Origin of the sequence: Mesorhizobium sp. B2-3-10 (assembly GCF_006442275.1) — a bacterium.
In the GTDB taxonomy this organism is placed as follows: domain Bacteria; phylum Pseudomonadota; class Alphaproteobacteria; order Rhizobiales; family Rhizobiaceae; genus Mesorhizobium; species Mesorhizobium australicum.
In genome coordinates this window covers 1,129,430-1,145,856 of the sequence record NZ_VFVT01000001.1, presented here as the reverse complement: position 1 = coordinate 1,145,856, position 16,427 = coordinate 1,129,430, and the positions used below count along the sequence as shown (strand labels likewise).

The following is a 16,427-nucleotide window of genomic DNA, read 5'->3' as shown; positions in this document are numbered from 1 at the left end:
TCCAGCTCTTTAGACGTTCTAGCTTTTCAGGAATGTCGTGAGCGCGGCGACAACGCCGCGATTGGCCTCTTCAGTGCCGACGGTCATGCGAAGCGCGTTGGGAAAGCCGTAACCTGAAACGCGCCGCAGAATATAGCCGCGCGCGCTCAGATAATCGTCAGCCGCCGCCGCGGAATGCTTCTGATCGTCGGGAAAATGAATGAGCAGGAAATTGCCAACGCTCGGCGTCACGCGCAGCCCGAGCCCGGTCATTTCGCCGCTCAGCCAGGTGAGCCAGGTCTCGTTATGCGCCACGCTGCGCTCGACATGGGCACGGTCGCGGATCGCGGCGATGCCGGCCTCGATCGCAGTCGCATTGACGTTGAAGGGGCCGCGTACACGATTGATGGCGTCGACGATATGCAGGGGACCATACATCCAGCCGATGCGCGCGCCGCCGAGCCCGATCTTGGAGAAGGTGCGGGTCATCACCACGTTCTCGGCGCTGCCGGCCAGCTCGATGCCGGCTTCGTAGTCGTTGCGGCGGACATATTCGGCGTAGGCCGCGTCGAGCACCAGGAGCACGTTTCCCGGCAGTCCGGCATGAAGGCGGCGCACCTCCTGGAACGGCACATAGGTGCCGGTCGGGTTGTTGGGATTGGCCAGGAACACGATTTTCGTGCGCGGCGTGACGGCCGCCAGCATCGCGTCGATGTCGGCGCGCTCGTCGGTCTCCTTGACCACGACCGGGGTGGCGCCTGCCGACTGGATGTAGATCTTGTAGACCATGAAGGCGTGTTCGGTGAACATAGCCTCGTCGCCGGGCGCGAGATAGGTCTGCGCCAACAGGCCGAGGATTTCGTCCGACCCGTTGGAGCAGATGATGTTTTGCGGGTTGAGGCCATGCACCTCGGCGATTGCCTCGCGCAACCGCCTGGCGCTGCCGTCGGGATAGATGTCGAGTTTGCCGGCGACCTCGCGCGCGGCCTCGATCGCCTTCGGCGAAGGCCCAAGCGGATTCTCGTTCGACGACAGCTTGTAGACCTTGGCGACGCCGGCGGGCGCCGAGCTTTTGCCGGGCACATAGGCCTCTATGTCCATGATGCCCGCGCGCGGAGTTGGACGTGCCTGATCCGGTGTCTGGTTCATATCTTGCAAAATCCGTCGAAAACCCCTCCATCCGGAGGCCGCTGCGGAGATACAAGCCATGGCACGCAATGTCGAGAGGTGGCAGTGGTGCCAGCCGCCGCCATTGACGGCGAGGCAGGCGGGTTCTAGAAAGACGATTGACAGTTCCGTGGTGATTTGGCCGGTCGGCTTGCAGCCACGTTAAACAATTCGCTAAAGGGCCGTTTGCGTGACGTAACCGGCTTTGCGAAGGCAATGCCGGTTTTTTGTTGTCCGCGACCGGCCGGACGGACGCATCGGCGGCGGGGATCGGCAACGATTTCCACGACCGCACGGTGCAGCAAGAGAGACGTGATGGCTGCTCTGCGTGCAGGAAAGACCAACAACGAGGCCGACCAACCGTCGAGCCCGGTGTTGCGTTTCGGACCCGACAAGCCGCTCAAGCTCGACGCCGGCACGCTGCTGTCGCCGTTCCAGATCGCCTACCAGACCTATGGCACGCTGAACGATGCCCGCTCCAATGCCATCCTCGTCTGCCACGCGCTGACCGGCGACCAGCATGTCGCCAGCACAAATCCGGTAACCGGCAAGCCCGGTTGGTGGGAAGTGCTGATCGGACCGGGCAGGATCATCGATACCAGCCGTTTCTTCGTCATCTGCTCCAATGTCATCGGCGGCTGCCTGGGTTCCACCGGTCCGGCCTCGACCAACCCGGCCACCGGTAAACCCTATGGCCTCGACCTGCCGGTCATCACCATCCGCGACATGGTGCGCGCGCAGCAGATGCTGATCGACCATTTCGGCATCGAGAAACTGTTCTGCGTGCTCGGCGGCTCGATGGGCGGCATGCAGGTTCTGGAATGGGCGTCGAGCTATCCCGAGCGCGTGTTCTCGGCGCTGCCGATCGCCACCGGGGCGCGCCATTCGTCACAGAACATCGCCTTCCACGAAGTCGGGCGGCAGGCTGTGATGGCCGATCCGGACTGGCATGGCGGCAAATATTTCGAACACGGCAAGCGCCCGGAGAAAGGGCTGGCGGTGGCGCGCATGGCCGCCCACATCACCTATCTGTCGGAAGCCGCCCTGCACCGCAAATTCGGCCGCAATTTGCAGGACCGCGAAGCGCTGACCTTCGGCTTCGATGCCGACTTCCAGATCGAGAGCTATCTGCGCCACCAGGGCATGACCTTCGTCGACCGCTTCGATGCCAACTCCTATCTCTACATGACGCGGTCGATGGATTATTTCGACCTCGCCGCCGACCATGGCGGCCGGCTGGCCGACGCCTTCGCCGGCACGAAAACCCGCTTTTGCCTGGTGTCCTTCACATCGGACTGGCTGTTCCCGACCGAAGAGAGCCGCTCCATCGTCCACGCACTCAACGCCGCCGGCGCCTCGGTATCCTTCGTCGAGATCGAGACCGATCGCGGCCACGACGCCTTCCTGCTCGACGAGCCGGAACTGTTTGCCGCCATCAACGGCTTCATCGGCTCGGCCGCGCGCGCCAGGGGGCTCAGCGCATGACCCCGAAAAGTTGCAGACGTTTCGGATCAAGCTCATGCGCCAAACAGGACGGCGAAGCCATGACCCCGAAAAGTTGCAGACGTTTCGGACCAAGGCCATGCGCCGTCCACGAGGCGAAGCCATGAGCGTCAACGGCAGCCAACGCGTCGACCTCGAGGTCGTCGCCAACCTCATCCCGCCGCAATCGCGTGTGCTCGACGTCGGCTCGGGCGACGGCTCATTGCTCGAATTGCTGCAGGACACCAAGCAGGTCGACGGTCGCGGACTCGAGCTGTCGCAGCGTGGCGTCAACGAATGCGTGGCGCGCGGTCTCAGTGTCATCCAGGGCGACGCCGACACCGATCTCGAATTCTATCCCGACAAGGGCTTTGACTTCGTTGTCCTGTCCCAGACCCTGCAGGCCACCCGCAACCCGAAGCTGGTGCTCGACGAGCTGCTCAGGATCGGCAACCGGGCAATCGTGTCTTTCCCCAATTTCGGTCACTGGCGGGTGCGCCTGTCGCTGTTCGTCAAGGGCCGCATGCCTGTGACCAGCGACCTGCCCTATTCCTGGTACGACACGCCCAACATCCACTTCTGCACGATCCGAGACTTCGTCAATTTGTGCGAAGAGCTTGGCGCGACAGTGGAGAAGGCGACCGCGCTCGACGCCAACGGCCAGAAGATCGGCCTGTCGATGCCATGGTGGTTCTGGAATTTCTTTGGCCAACAAGCAGTGTTCCTGCTGAAGCGATAATGAAATGGGCGTCGCCCGCAGGCGCGACTGCCAATCCTTGAGGGTGGCCGCGCGTCTTTCAGCGGGTGCGAAAGTGTTGCAGTTGAAGCGCCATGAGCTGGAATTCATCATGCCTGGTCGGTCGAACGACGGCACGACGGGGTGACATGGCAGGTTGTTTTTTGTAGCGTCGCACCGAATCCGATCAGGCCCATCCAGGGGGAAGTCCGATCCATTTAGCCATCCCGATGATCAAAGGACCTGGCGCGAAGGGTGTTTACGCGCTGGAGGCGGCCGACGTGATATGATCGGGAAGACCGAACAGGCGCCCCTCGTCACGGTGATCACGCCGACTCACAACCGGCGCGAAACGGTGCTCCGCGCCGTCGAAAGCGTGCTTTCCCAGAGCATGCCGCGATTTGAACATATCGTCGTCGACGATGGTTCGACGGACGGGACCGAGGCGGCGCTCGCCCGCATCCATGACCCCCGGCTGATCTATGTCGGCGCGAAGTGGCGCGGCGCCAATGCCGCCAGGAATGCCGGCATCGAGCTAGCCCGGGCGCCCGTGGTGACTTTTCTTGATTCGGACGATCTCTTCCTGCCGCACCGGCTCGAACGGACGCTGGCATGGTTCGACGACAATCCAGCGCTCGAAGTCCTGCTCTCCTCATATGTCTCGGTGAAGGGTGGCCGCGGCACCGCCTGCGTCAACCGCGGCGCTTTCCTGAACCCGCCAATGCTGGAGCGGGCGGTGGTCGCGCAGACGGCCTTCATAGCCGGATCGGCGATAACAGCCAGGCGCGAGGCTTTGCTGGCCATCGGCGGCTATGACAGCGACATTCCCCGGATGCAGGACCGCGAGCTTCTGCTGCGCTTCGCACAGCGCTTCGGCGCGCAATTATCGGAAGATATCGACTGGACGAAGCACAATTCGCAGAATTCGATTTCAGGCCGCAGGGACGGCTATGTCGAAGCCTACGCGATCCTGATGAGTAAGCATCCGCACATCGCTCGCTCCTACCCCCATGTCCCTCCCTTTATGATCACGCGGCAGATCATCGCCGATATTCTCCGGGGGCGAATACCACAGGCATTTGCGGGATACATGGCCAACCGCTCGTCTGACGCGCTTGGTTATTCATTGCCGGAACTGATCAACGGTTATCTCCACGGCCGCCGCTGGCGGCGCGACCTCTACGACGAAGTTCGTGGCAAGTTTGGAATTCCACCGGCCTGACCGGCGACAGCTCAGCGATCGAGCACGGCGCGTTGCAGGGCGCATTCCTTCTCGTCCCGCAGCGAGATGCCGACCGCCAGGGCCTTGGCGGCCAGGCAACGGGCCGCAACGGGGGAAAAACTGCTACTTCCTGTGGTGGAGGCTTGCCGCGGCTGGCGGCGGCTCGATGGCACCCGCCCTGACGTGGGCAGGTTTCAGCGCGGGCGCGTCGGAATCCTTAACGATCGTCAGGGAACGCGGGAAGAACTGATTGTTGTGCTGGCCGCGCCCGATGTTGATGATCGCGGCGCCGGGCAGGCGCTTCTCCAGCAGCGACAGCACGCGCCGCAGCGAGGGTCCGTCGAACGCATCCATGGCTTCGTCGATGATCACCCATTTTGGCTGTCGCAAGGCGAGCCTGGCCACGCCCAGCAATCGCTGTTCGTCATCGCCCAACTCATGGTCCCAGCGTCCGACGCGGTCGAGCGACGACGACAGCCGTCCAAGACCGACCTCGGCAAGCACCGCTGAAATGTCGGCGTCGTTCGCCGGCGCACGCCCGTTCGGGTGATTGAGGACCTCGCGCAGCGTGCCGGCCGGCAAATAGGGCACACGCGGCACGAAGATGATGGTTTCCCCCGCCGGCAGGCCGATCCGCCCGCTGCCCCACGGCCACAGCCCGGCAATGGCGCGGAAGAACAGCGTCTTGCCGGCGCCCGGTTCACCGGTGATCATGACGCGCTCGCCGGCATGGATTTCGACATGCTGGTCGGCGAGCTTGGTGCATCCGTCCGGCGATGCCACCTGAAGCTTCTCGAACGTCAGGTTGCCATTGGCGTTGTCGGCGAATTCGATGCGCTTCTCCTTGTCGTGCAGCACATCGGTTTCATCGAGCGCGATGCGGAAGTCGGCGACACGCATCAGCGTGGCGCGCCAGTCGGCAATGCTGCCGATGTTGTTGATGAACCAACGCAGGGAGGAGTGGACCTGGTTGAAGGCCCCGACCGCCATCATCAGCCCGCCAAAGCTGATATCCCCCGAGAAATAGACCGGCGAGGCGACCAGGATCGGCGCCACGACCGTGATCCAGCCATAGGTATCGGTTACCCAGGACAGATTGATCTGGGCGGTGTAGATGCGCCGCATGGCGCCCAGCACCGTGCCGAGGTCGAGTTGCAGCCGTCGCTTGGCGTCATCCTCCCCACGGTACAGCGCGATGGCATCGACATTCTCGTTGACGCGCACCATCGAGGAGCGCAGCTCCGCTTCGCGCGTATAGCGGTCGCTGTTGAGGCTGATGAGCGGCCGCCCGACCAGCCAGCTCAGCCACGAGGCGGTACCGGCATAGAGGAACGCGGCCCAAACCATGTAGCCCGGTATCGCCAGCGACCAGCCGTTGACGTGGAAGACGAAGCCCGAAGACAGTTCCCACAGCACACCGACAAAGGACACGAGCAGGATGAACGACTGCAGCAGGCCGACACCAAGATCGGTCGACAGGTCCGAGAGATGCGCGGCATCCTGTTGCATGCGCTGGTCGGGATTGACGCCGATGGCGCCGGCATTGGCCAGCCGGAAGGCGCGCGCCGGCCGCATCCATTGGTCGATCAGGTCCAGCGTCAGCGCCTCGCGCAACTTCAGCCGGATCATCTGGTTGAGCCAGGTCTGGCCGATATTGAGCACCAGCAGTCCGCCGGCGATCATGGCAAAGACCATCAGCTGATGCAGGAAGGCCGCCATGTCGCGGCGCGCGAGGGCATCGTAGAAGGGCTGGTTCCAGCGGTTGAGCAAGACCTGGCCGATCGACGTCGCGATAATGACGCCCATGATGCCGAGCGACGTCCACAGCAACCACTTGCGAACCGGCGATCCGATCAGCGCCCGCTTGATCGTCGCCACCTGATCGCGCAGGCTGCTGGCGACGGCGACCGGCTGAATGGTGGCCTGATTGTCCAATTGATCAGCCATGGCCGAGGTCCTTGCGTTCAGTAGCGAAGCTGAAACCGGATGAAGGGAGCCGACGGCGGCAGCCCCTCAACCACTCCGCGAGCCCAGCACGACAGATAGGTCGGAAAGACGCGGCGCGATGCAAGTTTCCATCGCGATCACGAAGGTGTCACTTGCCGGGGCGATGCCACACCCCTTGCCTCGGCCCGCCGGCCGAGCCGTGTCGCGCCATGCGGCGACAGCACCGGCACGAAGACGCGGCGGGACGCACGCTGGGCCACCGGCACGCCTTGATAGAGCCGTTTCTGCGCTTCGACGACAATGACGCCGGAAAAGATCGGCCACAGCCTCCGGCCGGCGCGCTCCAGCACATTGTGGAAGCGCATCATGAAACGCCGCCGCGATGGCGGGAAGAACAGCGCATCCGACCAGGCGGCGGGCGTGAAATTCGCCTCACGCAGCAATTCGGTGAGCTGCCCGCGTGAGAAGGGCCGCCCATTGCCGAACGGCGTATGTTCGAAGCGCGCCCAGACACCGCGCCGGTTTGGCACGACGATGACGACGCGCCCGGCCGGCGACAGCACCCGCCAGATCTCGTTCAGCGTTTCACGCGGGTTTTCGACGTGTTCGAGCGAATGGACGAGCAGCATGCGGTCGATGCAGGAATCGACCAGCGGCAGTTCCTCGTCGAACACCAGGGCCGTCGCCGTTGGCCCGGCCGCCGGCCAGACCACGGCGCCCTGGGTCGCTGGCATGAAGGCGAAGACCCGCTCGGCGTCGGTGCCGAAGCGTTCCAGCCAGGGCAAGGTATAGCCCAGGCCGACCAGCCGCTCATTGGGCACCGCGGCCCATATCGACGACAGCGCCATGGTGATCGAGCGCTCGGCGAACCGGCCGAGCGTTGTCGAATAGAAGGAACGAAGGTCGACGATGTCGGAATGCATGTCAGGGATGTAGCCGTGATGTCAGCCGGATTCAACAAAAGGCCAAAGCGGCCGGCACGGCGGATGTCAATTTGACATCCCACGATAACATTCGCTTTGCTCCCATCCGGGATGACATTCGCTTTCTCATCCGGGATGACATTCACGCAGCGGCGCCCTATGTCTGCGGCGGCAAATGGAGAAATGCGATGCCGGTCGAAATCGAACAGTTCATGTGCCGCACCGACAATTTCGGCGTGCTGGTGCATGACCCCGAAAGCGGCCAGACCGCGATTATCGACGCGCCCGAGGAAGCGCCGATCCTGGCCGCGATCAAGCGCACCGGCTGGACGCCGACGATGATCCTGACGACGCATCATCATATGGATCACGTCGAGGCCAATCTGGCGCTCAAGGAGCGCTTCAAGCTGCGCATCGTCGGCCCGGAGGCGGAAAAGGCCAAGATCCCCGGCATCGATGAAACCGTCGAAGAAGGCTCCGTCCTGCATCTCGGCCATGAGCGCATCGAAGTGATCGCCACGCCCGGGCATACCGCTGGCCATGTCTCCTACCATCTGCCGTTATCGAAAGTGGCGTTCACCGCGGATACGCTGTTTGCGCTGGGTTGTGGGCGGCTGTTCGAATGCAAGCCGCCGGTGATGTACGAATCGCTGAAGAAGCTCGCGGCTCTTCCCGCCGAGACGACAATCTATTGCGGCCACGAATACACGCTCGCCAATGCCCGTTTTGCACTGAGCGTCGACCCCACCAATTCGGCGTTGAAGGAGCGCGCTGCGCGGATCGAGGCGCTGCGGGTCGACAACAAGCCGACGCTGCCGACGACGATCGGCGAGGAACTGTCGACCAATCCCTTCCTGCGCTGGCACGATCCGGCAATCCGCAAGCATCTTGGCATGGAAAAGGCTGGGGATGCCGAGGTCTTCGCCGAGATCCGCAAGCGCAAGGACAATTTCTGATGCCAGCTTTCTGCCGATGACCAGTTCCGCGGAAATCATAGCAACACTCGCCCTGAACCCGCATCCGGAAGGCGGCTGGTACGCGGAAACCTTTCGCGACGAAGCCGGCGGTGCGCGCGGCCATTCGACCGCCATCTATTTCCTGCTGGAACAGCATCAGGTTTCGGCCTGGCATCGGGTCAGGGACGCCGCCGAGCTTTGGCACTTTTATGCCGGCGCGCCTCTGGCGCTGTCGATGTGGGAAGAAAGCGGCGCCATTATCGAGCAGGTGCTCGGCATCGAGCTCGCGGCGGGTGAACGGCCGCAGATCGCCGTGCCGGCGGGCTGGTGGCAATCGGCGCGCACACTGGGCGAATGGACGCTGGTCGGCTGCACGGTGGCGCCGGGTTTTGATTTCGCCGCCTTCGAACTGGCCGAGCCGGGCTGGCAGCCGAAGCCGATTTAGCCCAGCAGGAATCCCAGCGTGATCGCCAGTTGGGCGGCATAGTACAGAACCCACACGGTGAAACGCATCCAGGCGCGATGCGGCGAGACGGCCGACACTAAGAATTTCTCCATGGCGAGCAGCCCGTCCGATGCCATGAACAGCACGGCGCCACCGATCACCCAGACATTGCTTGTCGTTAGCGCCGACATGCCCATCGTCAGGATCGTCACGACATAGACGGCAATCGGTACACGCAAGCCGGGACCAACGCGGCGCCAAAGCGCCGCCAGCATGACGATCGCGAACACCGCCATGGCCAGCGCGATCGCACCGCGCCTGGGCTCGGCGCCAAGCAACTCCAATCCGGCACCGCTGCGCAGCAACAACGCGACATAGACGATGTGGGCGACGAGAAAACTGGCCAGCCCACCCAGAAAGGCTTTTTCGCCGTCGCGTGACAAGAAGGCATCGCCAATGGCGCTCAGCGCAAGGGCGGCGACCAGCAGCAGCGGCCCGCCTTGTATTGCGGCAAGTACGGCGAGCATCGCGACGGCAAGTGTCTTTGCCGCCGAGCGGGCCAGCGTCGGCGGCGTGCCAAGCGTGAAGCCATAGATCACCGCCGCCACCAGCGAAAAGATCAGCGTCGCATTGGCGTTGCCGTCGATGCCCCCGGCAAACGGCATCGTCATACCCTGGCTCCGCCTTCGGATGCCCTGGCTCCGCCTTCGGATGTCCCGGCTCCGCTCTCCGTGGCCGGCTTCCGCAGGAACAGCGATTTTGCCGCTAGCGCCGCGCCGCCGGTGATGAGCACACAGGCGGCCAGAATGCGCAGCGACGGTTCGGCGACGCCGGCCGCGATCAGCACCAGCGTCGACAGCAGCGGCGCCGCGTAGCTCGCGGCACCCAGCACCTGGATGTTGCCGCGCTTGACACCGATGTCCCAGGCATAAAAGGCCGCGCCCACCGGCATCAGGCCGAGCCCGAGCACGGCCAGCCACTGGCCGGCGCCGTCAGGCAGAACCGTTTGTTCCAGCGCCAGGTGGCAAACGAGCGACAGCACGGCGGTTGCCGCGCAGAACCAGATGACGATGCTGGTCGGCACCGACGGGAAACGTCGAGACAGCAAGGAATAGGACGACCATAGCAGGGCGCAGACGGCGGCCATGGCGTAACCGAAGGCGTAGCGCGCATCGAAAGCCAGGCCGCCGCCCTTGGTGACGATCAGCACGGTGCCGGCAAGGCCGAGCAGCGCGCCGACGACATGGTTCCAGGCCAGCTTCTCGCCCGGCATCAGCGCCGAGCCCAGCACGATCAGCAGCGGCCAGAGATACGCAATCAGGCTCGCCTCGACCGCCGGCGCGTTGCGCAGCGCGGTGAAGTAGAAGAAATGGTAGCCGAACAGGCCGGCAATGCCGATCACCCAGACCTGAGGAGGGGTCTTTTGGCTCCTGTCGGTGGCCGGCATGAACAGTCGCGCGACAAACCCTACGCCTGTGCCGATCGAGAAAGTGATCGCCGACAACAGGAATGGCGGCACCTTGCCGGACGCATCCGTCAGCAACGCCAGCAATGCCCACATGGCGACCGCCGAAAAGCCGATCAGTGTTGCGCGCCCCATTTTGTCTCCAGTGGCGCGCCCGTTCTGTCTCCGGTGGCGTGCCTTATTGTACCGCTTCGAACCGTCTGGCGCTGATGGTCAAGGTGCCGATCTGCGTTCCGACCGTGGCGTGGATCGGCGCATATACGCCGGTTTGGCCGAGCGGTGCAAACGTCACCATCATGCGGCTTTTGTTCTTGAGATAATTGAGCGCCTTGCGGCCCTTGCGATAGCCCGCCACCGGCTCGAACCCCATCTGGCAGGTGACGGTATCGCCCTTGTAGCCCGGCACCGAGATCGTTCCTTTCGAGGCGTAGGTCAGCGTCAGGTCGGCGCGCATCTCACCATCGTAGAACTTGACCTTGCGGCCACAGACCTGGTCGAGGCTGTCGGCATGGATGACGGTCGCCGCCATCGGATCGAGCACCGATGCCAGGTCGCCGGCGCCGAGCGGCACCCAGGCCTTGGGATCGCGCTTGCCCGGAGCGGGGATCACCCGCGTCGAGGTCACGTTGCCATTGCTAAAGCGAATGTCGATCGAAGACGCCTTCTTGCCGGAAGTGTAGTCGGCCCGAAACGCCTGCGGCACCATTTTCTGGCCCGAAATCGTGCCTTTTGACGAGATCGTGCCCCGCGTGTCGTCGAACAGCTTGGCCAGACCCGCCGCCGAGACACTGCCTTCGATCGCGTAGGCACCGTTCTCATAATGGCTGGAAAAGGTCGATCTGGCGATCGAGAGACCAAGGAACGACACCGTGTATTCGCCCTTGAACGACTGCGGCGAGGCCGCGGACGCAGCGGTCGGCAAGGCGATGACAAGCGCGGCAACAAGCGCGTGAGACGAACGAAGCATGGCGGGATCGGATCCTTGGTTTCGGCCGGAGGCGGGCGACTCCGGTCTGGCGTGTCCCTATGAGACCGCTTATACGGTGAAATCCGGCCTTAATATGAAAAGCCGGGCGCTTCCGTGCGGAAGCCGGAGCTTGACGCCCGGGTGAAATGCAACTATGGAACGCCAACTTTTCCATAAGGCCGCCTGACCAGAACCGCGCGCCACCCGGCGCGGGTACAAAGGTTTGGCAGGCCCCGAGAGAACTGAAGGTTAGAACCATGTCCCGCACCTGCGAACTCACTGCCAAGGCAGTCCAGACCGGCAACAATGTGAGCCACGCCAACAACAAGACCAAGCGTCGCTTCCTGCCGAACCTCGTCAATGTGACGCTCATTTCGGAAGCGCTGAACCAGAATGTACGCCTGCGCATCTCGGCCAACGCGCTGCGTTCGGTCGAACATCGCGGCGGCCTCGATGCCTTCCTGGCCAAGGCCGACGTCAAGGAACTGTCGCAGCGCGCGCGTCTCTTGAAGAAGCAGATCGCCAAGAAGCTTGCCGAGCAGGTCGCTGCGTAACATCCAGATAAAGGCGGGGGACGACCGCCTGGCCAACCTCCTTGCTGGCCGCTGAGCATCGGATAGATCCGCAAGGTTCGACACTCCGATGCTCAATTACGAAGCGAGCGCTGCCTCGGCATGATGCTCCGCTGGTTCCATTACCCAGGATAAAAAAATGTCTTCTTTTTCGCGGTACCTGCCTTTCGTGGCTGCCATGGCGCTTGTCGTCGTGGCATCGAACATCCTCGTGCAGTTTCCCATGCAGGGAAACGTCGGCGGCCTGTCGCTCGCCGACGTTTTGACCTGGGGCGCTTTCACCTATCCCTTCTCTTTCCTGGTCACGGACCTCGCCAACCGCCGTTACGGGCCTGCCGTGGCGCGCCGGATCGTCTTTGTCGGCTTCATGACGGCGGTGGTCTGCTCGATCCTCGTCCCGCCCTTCCTGTTCCGCCATGGCCTGATCGAATTCGAGACATCAGCCGACCGGCTGGTGCGCATCGCGGCGGCTTCCGGAGCGGCGTTCCTGTCCGCGCAATTGCTCGATGTGACCGTGTTCAACCGTTTGCGCCGGCAGAGCTGGTGGCGGGCGCCGATCGTCGGCACGCTGGTCGGATCGGTGTTCGACACCCTCGTGTTCTTCGGCGTCGCCTTTTCAGCCGCCTTTGCCTTCGTCGGCCCAAGCGACGGGTTTGCGCTGGAGAGCGCCCCATTGATGGGCGTGTTTCATGTCGACGCCATGCGCTGGGTGTCCTGGGCGCTCGGCGACCTCAGCGTGAAACTGATCATCGCTGTCGTGGCTCTGATCCCTTACCGGCTGCTCGCCGCCCGCTGGAGCCAGCCGGCCGCCGCCGCGGCCTAGCCGTGATTCCCTGGATCCAGCTGGACTCCGCGAAAACGCCTGATGGCCAGCAGGAACTGCGGCTGAAACAGCGCGGTTCTGAATTCTCGATCATGCTCGGTACCAACGAGCTGATGAACAGCCGGCTGAGCGGCTCCGAGGACGCGCTGGCAAAACTGTCCTGCCAGCGGATTGCGGGTCATCGTCGGCCGAGAATCCTGATCGGCGGGCTCGGCATGGGTTTTACGCTGCGCGCTGCCCTCGCCGAATTGGGCGACAATGCCGAGATCGTCGTCGCGGAGCTGGTGCCGGCCGTCGTCGCCTGGGCGCGCGGCCCGATGGCCGAGATTTTTGCCGGCTCGCTCGATGATCCCCGCGTCACCATCCACGAAACCGATGTCGGTCAGTTCGTACGGTCCGCACCCATTGCCTGGGACGCGATCCTGCTCGACGTCGACAATGGCCCCGAAGGCATCGTCCACAAGGGCAATGACGCGCTCTACAGCGTGGCTGGCCTCGCCGCCGCACGCACCGCCCTAAGACCGGGCGGAGTCCTGGCCGTATGGTCGCAAGGGCCGGATGCCAGCTTCACGCGGCGGTTGAAACAGGCAGGTTTCGCTGTCGAGGAAGTCAACACGCGCGCCAACGGCAAGCGCGGCGCGCGCCATGTCATCTGGATCGCCACCAACAGCTAGCGGTCCAGACCAGAGCCGTCAGCAGCAGTGTTTGGACCTGTCTGGACTCGTGGAGCTCCGCGCAACCCCTGGCTTGTCAGGGCAGGATTCTCGGAAATGGCCGACGCATAAAAAAATCGCCAATGAGCGTCGCGAAGGGGCTGCCCCTCAATCCTGGTGCAGAATGAATTCCAGATAGAGATTGCGCTGCAGGATCGAGTGGTTGTCGTCGGAGATCAGCGACACCATCAACGCGCCGTCATCCCGGCTCCAGACATCGAGCCCTTCCATATTGTCGATCTGGTAGCCCATGTCGGCTTGCAGCAGCACCGGCCCGTCGGCGACGGCGCCCTTCTCGACGCTCTCTCCATAAATGCGCCGCAGCCGCATCTTGAGGCCGCCCGCCATGGTGAAACTGCGCTCCAGCAGCAAGAGGTCGCCATCCGGCAGGAAGGCGCCGTCGGTGATGTCGAAATCGTCGTTGCGCTTGACGGTGAAGACGCCCCTATACGGGCCTTCGATAATGGCGGCGTAGATGTTGCCTGATTTGTCGAGGCTCTTCTCCGAGACCACGATCAGGCCGCCTTCATGCTGGCCATTGGCATTTGAATGGGTGACTGTCTCGAAGCCGCGGTTCTGCCGCAACTCCCACGCCGGCACCAGGAAATCCAGCTGCCTGAATGGCGCCTTCATGTTGTCCGGGTCGATCCTGAACTGGGAGACGCGGTGGTTGCGCTCGAAACCGACGGTGGCAATGCCGTCCTTGACCGCGAGGCCTTCGGCGTCGACTTCCCATTTTTCGTCGATCGGCTGCCCGCCCTGGTCGGCCATCTGCTGCATGCGAAAATTCTGGATGCCCACGGGGCGCCTGTCGGCATCGCGGGCCACAGTGCCGAAGAACCAGTAACCGGTATCGGCAACACCGATGAAATCGCTGCCGGCTTTCAGAAACCGAAAGGCCGACAACGCGCCGAAATCGCGCGATGGCGAGGTCATTTCCAGCCCACCGACGAATTCGAGCGGACCGAATTGCTTGTCGGCGCGGCCAATGTGGAATTCGGTGATCGGGCGTGCCGAGACGGCGACAGGTTCAACTGGAGCCGAGCCGGCCGAACCTGCCGGAGCCACACCGGCGAGCAGGACGATGGCGGCGAAAAGCGTTTGCCTAAACCCGCCTCGCGAAAAGATCATCCGGCGCGCCGCATGCCGCCGCGACGCGTATCCTTCGCGCTTTCCTCGGCAAACAGCGAAGCCAGTTGCTCGGTCATGGCGCCGGCCAGTTCCTCGGCATCGACGATGGTGACGGCGCGCCTGTAGTAGCGCGTGACGTCATGGCCTATGCCGATGGCCAGCAGCTCGACCGGTGAGCGCGTCTCGATCAATTCGATGACGGCGCGCAGATGCCGCTCGAGATAATTGCCCGGATTGACCGACAGCGTGGAATCGTCGACCGGCGCGCCGTCCGAGATCATCATCAGGATCTTGCGCTGTTCGGGCCGGGCAATCAGCCGGTTGTGGGCCCACAGCAGCGCCTCGCCGTCGATATTCTCCTTGAGCAGGCCTTCACGCATCATCAGGCCAAGGTTGCGGCGTGCCCGCCGCCATGGATGATCGGCGGATTTGTAGATGATATGACGCAGATCGTTGAGGCGGCCGGGGTTCGGCGGCTTGCCGTCCTTCAGCCACTTCTCGCGCGCTTGTCCGCCCTTCCAGGCCCGCGTGGTGAAGCCGAGGATCTCGACCGAGACGCCGCAGCGCTCCAGCGTGCGCGCCAGAATGTCGGCACAGGTGGCGGCGACCGTGATCGGCCGGCCACGCATCGAGCCGGAATTGTCGAGCACCAGCGTCACCACCGTGTCGCGGAACTTGGTGTCGCGCTCCTGCTTGAACGACAACGGCTGCATCGGATCGATGACGACGCGCACCAGCCGCGCCGGGTCGAGATAGCCCTCTTCCAGGTCGAAATCCCAGGACCGGTTCTGCTGCGCCATCAGCCGGCGCTGCAGCCGGTTGGCGAGCCGTCCGACCACGCCCGACAGATTGGCAAGTTGCTTGTCGAGGAAAGCGCGCAGCCGGTCGAGTTCTTCCTCTTCGCAGAGCTCCTCCGCGCCGACCGTCTCGTCGAAAGCTGACGTGTAAACCTTGTAGTCGATTTCCTTCGGCAGATTGGTAAAGGGATTGTCGTTGCGCCTAGCCTCGCCGGGCGTCTCGGCATCGGCATCGTCATCATCGGACAGATCGTCGGCGGTGGCATCGGAGGCTTCGGTCTCGGCCGCCTGCTCGTCGTCGGCCGATGCCTCGGCGTCCTCGGACTGGGACTGCTCGGAGCCGGAATCGTCTTCGCCGCCCTCCTCGCTCTGTTCCTCGCCTTGCGGCTGGTTGTCGTCATTGTCCTCGGAGTCTTCGGTCTCCTGGTCGTCGCCGAGTTCCTCGGCCATTTCCATGGAGGCAAGCATCTCGCGCACGACGCGGGCGAAGGCCTGCTGGTCCTCGAGCTTTTCCGACAGGCCGTCGAGGTCGGCTTTGGCCTTCTCCTCGACCCAGGGCCGCCAGAGTTCGACCAACCGCTCGCCGCTCTTCGGCACCGGCCGGCCAGTCAGCTTTTCGCGCACCATCAGCGCCAGCGCCTCCTCGATGGGCGCGTCGGCCTTGTCCTTGACGTCGACGAGGTTGGCCTTGGTGTATTTGTCCTCCAGCATCGAGCCGATATTATCGGCCACGCCCTGCATGGCGCGGCTGCCGATCGCCTCGACGCGGGCCTGTTCGACCGCGTCGTAGATGGCACGGGCGGCCTTGCCTTCCGGCGCCAGTCTGCTGTGGATGCGCACATCATGGCAGGCGCGCTTCAACGCCATGGAATCGCCGAGCCCGCGGGTAATCGCGATGTCGGACTTCGATGCCTTCTTGGGCAATTCGGGCAGCCGCGCACGGCTGCCCGCCAGCGCCGGCCTGTCCTTGGCGAAGCCGACTTCCATTTCCTTGTCGCCGGCAATGGCGCGCATGCAGACGGTGACGGCGCGCTTGAAGCTGTCGGCTTCAGACCCCGTCTTGGACTTGTTGCGCGTATTGTCGCCCGGACCCGCCATCGAG

At 63.6% G+C, this 16,427-nt stretch carries 16 protein-coding genes and 1 riboswitch; of the genes, 8 read left to right on the top strand and 8 right to left on the bottom strand.

Annotation, left to right across the window (positions count from 1 at the left end):
• Positions 1 to 18: 18 nt before the first annotated feature.
• On the bottom strand, positions 19 to 1,128 hold the full coding sequence (gene hisC / locus FJ943_RS05790; RefSeq protein WP_140720219.1) for a histidinol-phosphate transaminase: 1,110 nt from the start codon (positions 1,126 to 1,128) through the stop codon (positions 19 to 21).
• A gap of 138 nt (positions 1,129 to 1,266) precedes the next feature.
• Positions 1,267 to 1,344: riboswitch (SAM riboswitch) on the top strand.
• A gap of 117 nt (positions 1,345 to 1,461) precedes the next feature.
• Between hisC and FJ943_RS05785 the strand changes: the two genes are divergently transcribed.
• The 3 genes from FJ943_RS05785 to FJ943_RS05775 all read left to right on the top strand — a co-directional run bounded on the left by FJ943_RS05785 (position 1,462) and on the right by FJ943_RS05775 (position 4,586).
• Complete coding sequence (locus FJ943_RS05785; RefSeq protein ID WP_015315520.1) at positions 1,462 to 2,631, top strand: homoserine O-acetyltransferase; 1,170 nt, start codon at positions 1,462 to 1,464, stop codon at positions 2,629 to 2,631.
• Between the two features lie 121 nt (positions 2,632 to 2,752).
• Positions 2,753 to 3,367, top strand: a complete 615-nt coding sequence (metW, locus tag FJ943_RS05780) for a methionine biosynthesis protein MetW (RefSeq protein ID WP_015315519.1) — start codon at positions 2,753 to 2,755, stop codon at positions 3,365 to 3,367.
• A 283-nt stretch (positions 3,368 to 3,650) separates the two neighbouring features.
• Positions 3,651 to 4,586, top strand: coding sequence for a glycosyltransferase family A protein (locus FJ943_RS05775; RefSeq protein ID WP_140616813.1), 936 nt, complete (start codon positions 3,651 to 3,653; stop codon positions 4,584 to 4,586).
• 123 nt (positions 4,587 to 4,709) lie between these two features.
• On the opposite strand, the gene FJ943_RS05770 is transcribed toward FJ943_RS05775, so the two are convergent.
• Together FJ943_RS05770 and FJ943_RS05765 are read right to left on the bottom strand one after the other, a co-directional pair.
• Positions 4,710 to 6,533: an ABC transporter ATP-binding protein/permease gene (locus tag FJ943_RS05770; protein ID WP_140720217.1), complete on the bottom strand. Its 1,824-nt coding sequence runs from the start codon at positions 6,531 to 6,533 to the stop codon at positions 4,710 to 4,712.
• 137 nt (positions 6,534 to 6,670) lie between these two features.
• Positions 6,671 to 7,456: a methyltransferase domain-containing protein gene (locus FJ943_RS05765; RefSeq protein WP_015315516.1), complete on the bottom strand. Its 786-nt coding sequence runs from the start codon at positions 7,454 to 7,456 to the stop codon at positions 6,671 to 6,673.
• 188 nt (positions 7,457 to 7,644) lie between these two features.
• Here FJ943_RS05765 and gloB point away from each other — a divergent pair, with 188 nt between their 5' ends.
• Positions 7,645 to 8,412, top strand: a complete 768-nt coding sequence (gene gloB, locus FJ943_RS05760) for a hydroxyacylglutathione hydrolase (RefSeq protein ID WP_140720215.1) — start codon at positions 7,645 to 7,647, stop codon at positions 8,410 to 8,412.
• A 16-nt stretch (positions 8,413 to 8,428) separates the two neighbouring features.
• Positions 8,429 to 8,857 (top strand): cupin domain-containing protein, encoded by a 429-nt coding sequence (locus FJ943_RS05755; protein ID WP_140720213.1) that lies wholly within the window; start codon positions 8,429 to 8,431, stop codon positions 8,855 to 8,857.
• Here the strand turns inward: FJ943_RS05755 and FJ943_RS05750 are convergent.
• Genes FJ943_RS05750 through FJ943_RS05740 form a run of 3 tightly spaced genes read right to left on the bottom strand, consistent with a single transcriptional unit; the run spans position 8,854 to position 11,289 of the window.
• Positions 8,854 to 9,528, bottom strand: coding sequence for a lysoplasmalogenase (locus FJ943_RS05750; RefSeq protein WP_140720211.1), 675 nt, complete (start codon positions 9,526 to 9,528; stop codon positions 8,854 to 8,856). The genes FJ943_RS05755 and FJ943_RS05750 overlap by 4 nt on opposite strands.
• A complete protein-coding gene (locus FJ943_RS05745) occupies positions 9,525 to 10,457 on the bottom strand; it encodes an EamA family transporter (RefSeq protein ID WP_140720209.1) in 933 nt (310 codons plus the stop codon). The genes FJ943_RS05750 and FJ943_RS05745 overlap by 4 nt, the downstream gene beginning before the upstream one ends.
• A gap of 43 nt (positions 10,458 to 10,500) precedes the next feature.
• A complete protein-coding gene (locus FJ943_RS05740) occupies positions 10,501 to 11,289 on the bottom strand; it encodes a DUF3108 domain-containing protein (protein WP_140720208.1) in 789 nt (262 codons plus the stop codon).
• A 257-nt stretch (positions 11,290 to 11,546) separates the two neighbouring features.
• Between FJ943_RS05740 and rpmB the strand changes: the two genes are divergently transcribed.
• From rpmB to FJ943_RS05725, 3 genes are all read left to right on the top strand, one after another.
• Positions 11,547 to 11,843, top strand: coding sequence for a 50S ribosomal protein L28 (gene rpmB / locus FJ943_RS05735; RefSeq protein ID WP_010911765.1), 297 nt, complete (start codon positions 11,547 to 11,549; stop codon positions 11,841 to 11,843).
• Positions 11,844 to 12,000: 157 nt separating this feature from the next.
• Complete coding sequence (locus tag FJ943_RS05730; protein ID WP_140712837.1) at positions 12,001 to 12,684, top strand: queuosine precursor transporter; 684 nt, start codon at positions 12,001 to 12,003, stop codon at positions 12,682 to 12,684.
• A 2-nt stretch (positions 12,685 to 12,686) separates the two neighbouring features.
• Complete coding sequence (locus FJ943_RS05725) at positions 12,687 to 13,358, top strand: spermidine synthase (RefSeq protein ID WP_140720206.1); 672 nt, start codon at positions 12,687 to 12,689, stop codon at positions 13,356 to 13,358.
• A gap of 147 nt (positions 13,359 to 13,505) precedes the next feature.
• On the opposite strand, the gene FJ943_RS05720 is transcribed toward FJ943_RS05725, so the two are convergent.
• Both FJ943_RS05720 and cobT read right to left on the bottom strand, forming a co-directional pair.
• Complete coding sequence (locus tag FJ943_RS05720) at positions 13,506 to 14,528, bottom strand: esterase-like activity of phytase family protein (RefSeq protein WP_140720204.1); 1,023 nt, start codon at positions 14,526 to 14,528, stop codon at positions 13,506 to 13,508.
• Complete coding sequence (gene cobT, locus FJ943_RS05715) at positions 14,525 to 16,423, bottom strand: cobaltochelatase subunit CobT (protein WP_140616805.1); 1,899 nt, start codon at positions 16,421 to 16,423, stop codon at positions 14,525 to 14,527. Before cobT ends, FJ943_RS05720 begins: the two co-directional genes overlap by 4 nt.
• Between the last annotated feature and the right edge of the window lie 4 nt (positions 16,424 to 16,427).

What these genes read in the sequence shown, in the direction of transcription:
- hisC (WP_140720219.1), bottom strand. Translation starts at nt 1,128, where the DNA reads ATGAACCAGACACCGGATCAGGCACGTCCAACTCCGCGCGCGGGCATC.
- FJ943_RS05785 (WP_015315520.1), top strand. Translation starts at nt 1,462, where the DNA reads ATGGCTGCTCTGCGTGCAGGAAAGACCAACAACGAGGCCGACCAACCG.
- metW (WP_015315519.1), top strand. Translation starts at nt 2,753, where the DNA reads ATGAGCGTCAACGGCAGCCAACGCGTCGACCTCGAGGTCGTCGCCAAC.
- FJ943_RS05775 (WP_140616813.1), top strand. Translation starts at nt 3,651, where the DNA reads ATGATCGGGAAGACCGAACAGGCGCCCCTCGTCACGGTGATCACGCCG.
- FJ943_RS05770 (WP_140720217.1), bottom strand. Translation starts at nt 6,533, where the DNA reads ATGGCTGATCAATTGGACAATCAGGCCACCATTCAGCCGGTCGCCGTC.
- FJ943_RS05765 (WP_015315516.1), bottom strand. Translation starts at nt 7,456, where the DNA reads ATGCATTCCGACATCGTCGACCTTCGTTCCTTCTATTCGACAACGCTC.
- gloB (WP_140720215.1), top strand. Translation starts at nt 7,645, where the DNA reads ATGCCGGTCGAAATCGAACAGTTCATGTGCCGCACCGACAATTTCGGC.
- FJ943_RS05755 (WP_140720213.1), top strand. Translation starts at nt 8,429, where the DNA reads ATGACCAGTTCCGCGGAAATCATAGCAACACTCGCCCTGAACCCGCAT.
- FJ943_RS05750 (WP_140720211.1), bottom strand. Translation starts at nt 9,528, where the DNA reads ATGACGATGCCGTTTGCCGGGGGCATCGACGGCAACGCCAATGCGACG.
- FJ943_RS05745 (WP_140720209.1), bottom strand. Translation starts at nt 10,457, where the DNA reads ATGGGGCGCGCAACACTGATCGGCTTTTCGGCGGTCGCCATGTGGGCA.
- FJ943_RS05740 (WP_140720208.1), bottom strand. Translation starts at nt 11,289, where the DNA reads ATGCTTCGTTCGTCTCACGCGCTTGTTGCCGCGCTTGTCATCGCCTTG.
- rpmB (WP_010911765.1), top strand. Translation starts at nt 11,547, where the DNA reads ATGTCCCGCACCTGCGAACTCACTGCCAAGGCAGTCCAGACCGGCAAC.
- FJ943_RS05730 (WP_140712837.1), top strand. Translation starts at nt 12,001, where the DNA reads ATGTCTTCTTTTTCGCGGTACCTGCCTTTCGTGGCTGCCATGGCGCTT.
- FJ943_RS05720 (WP_140720204.1), bottom strand. Translation starts at nt 14,528, where the DNA reads ATGATCTTTTCGCGAGGCGGGTTTAGGCAAACGCTTTTCGCCGCCATC.
- cobT (WP_140616805.1), bottom strand. Translation starts at nt 16,423, where the DNA reads ATGGCGGGTCCGGGCGACAATACGCGCAACAAGTCCAAGACGGGGTCT.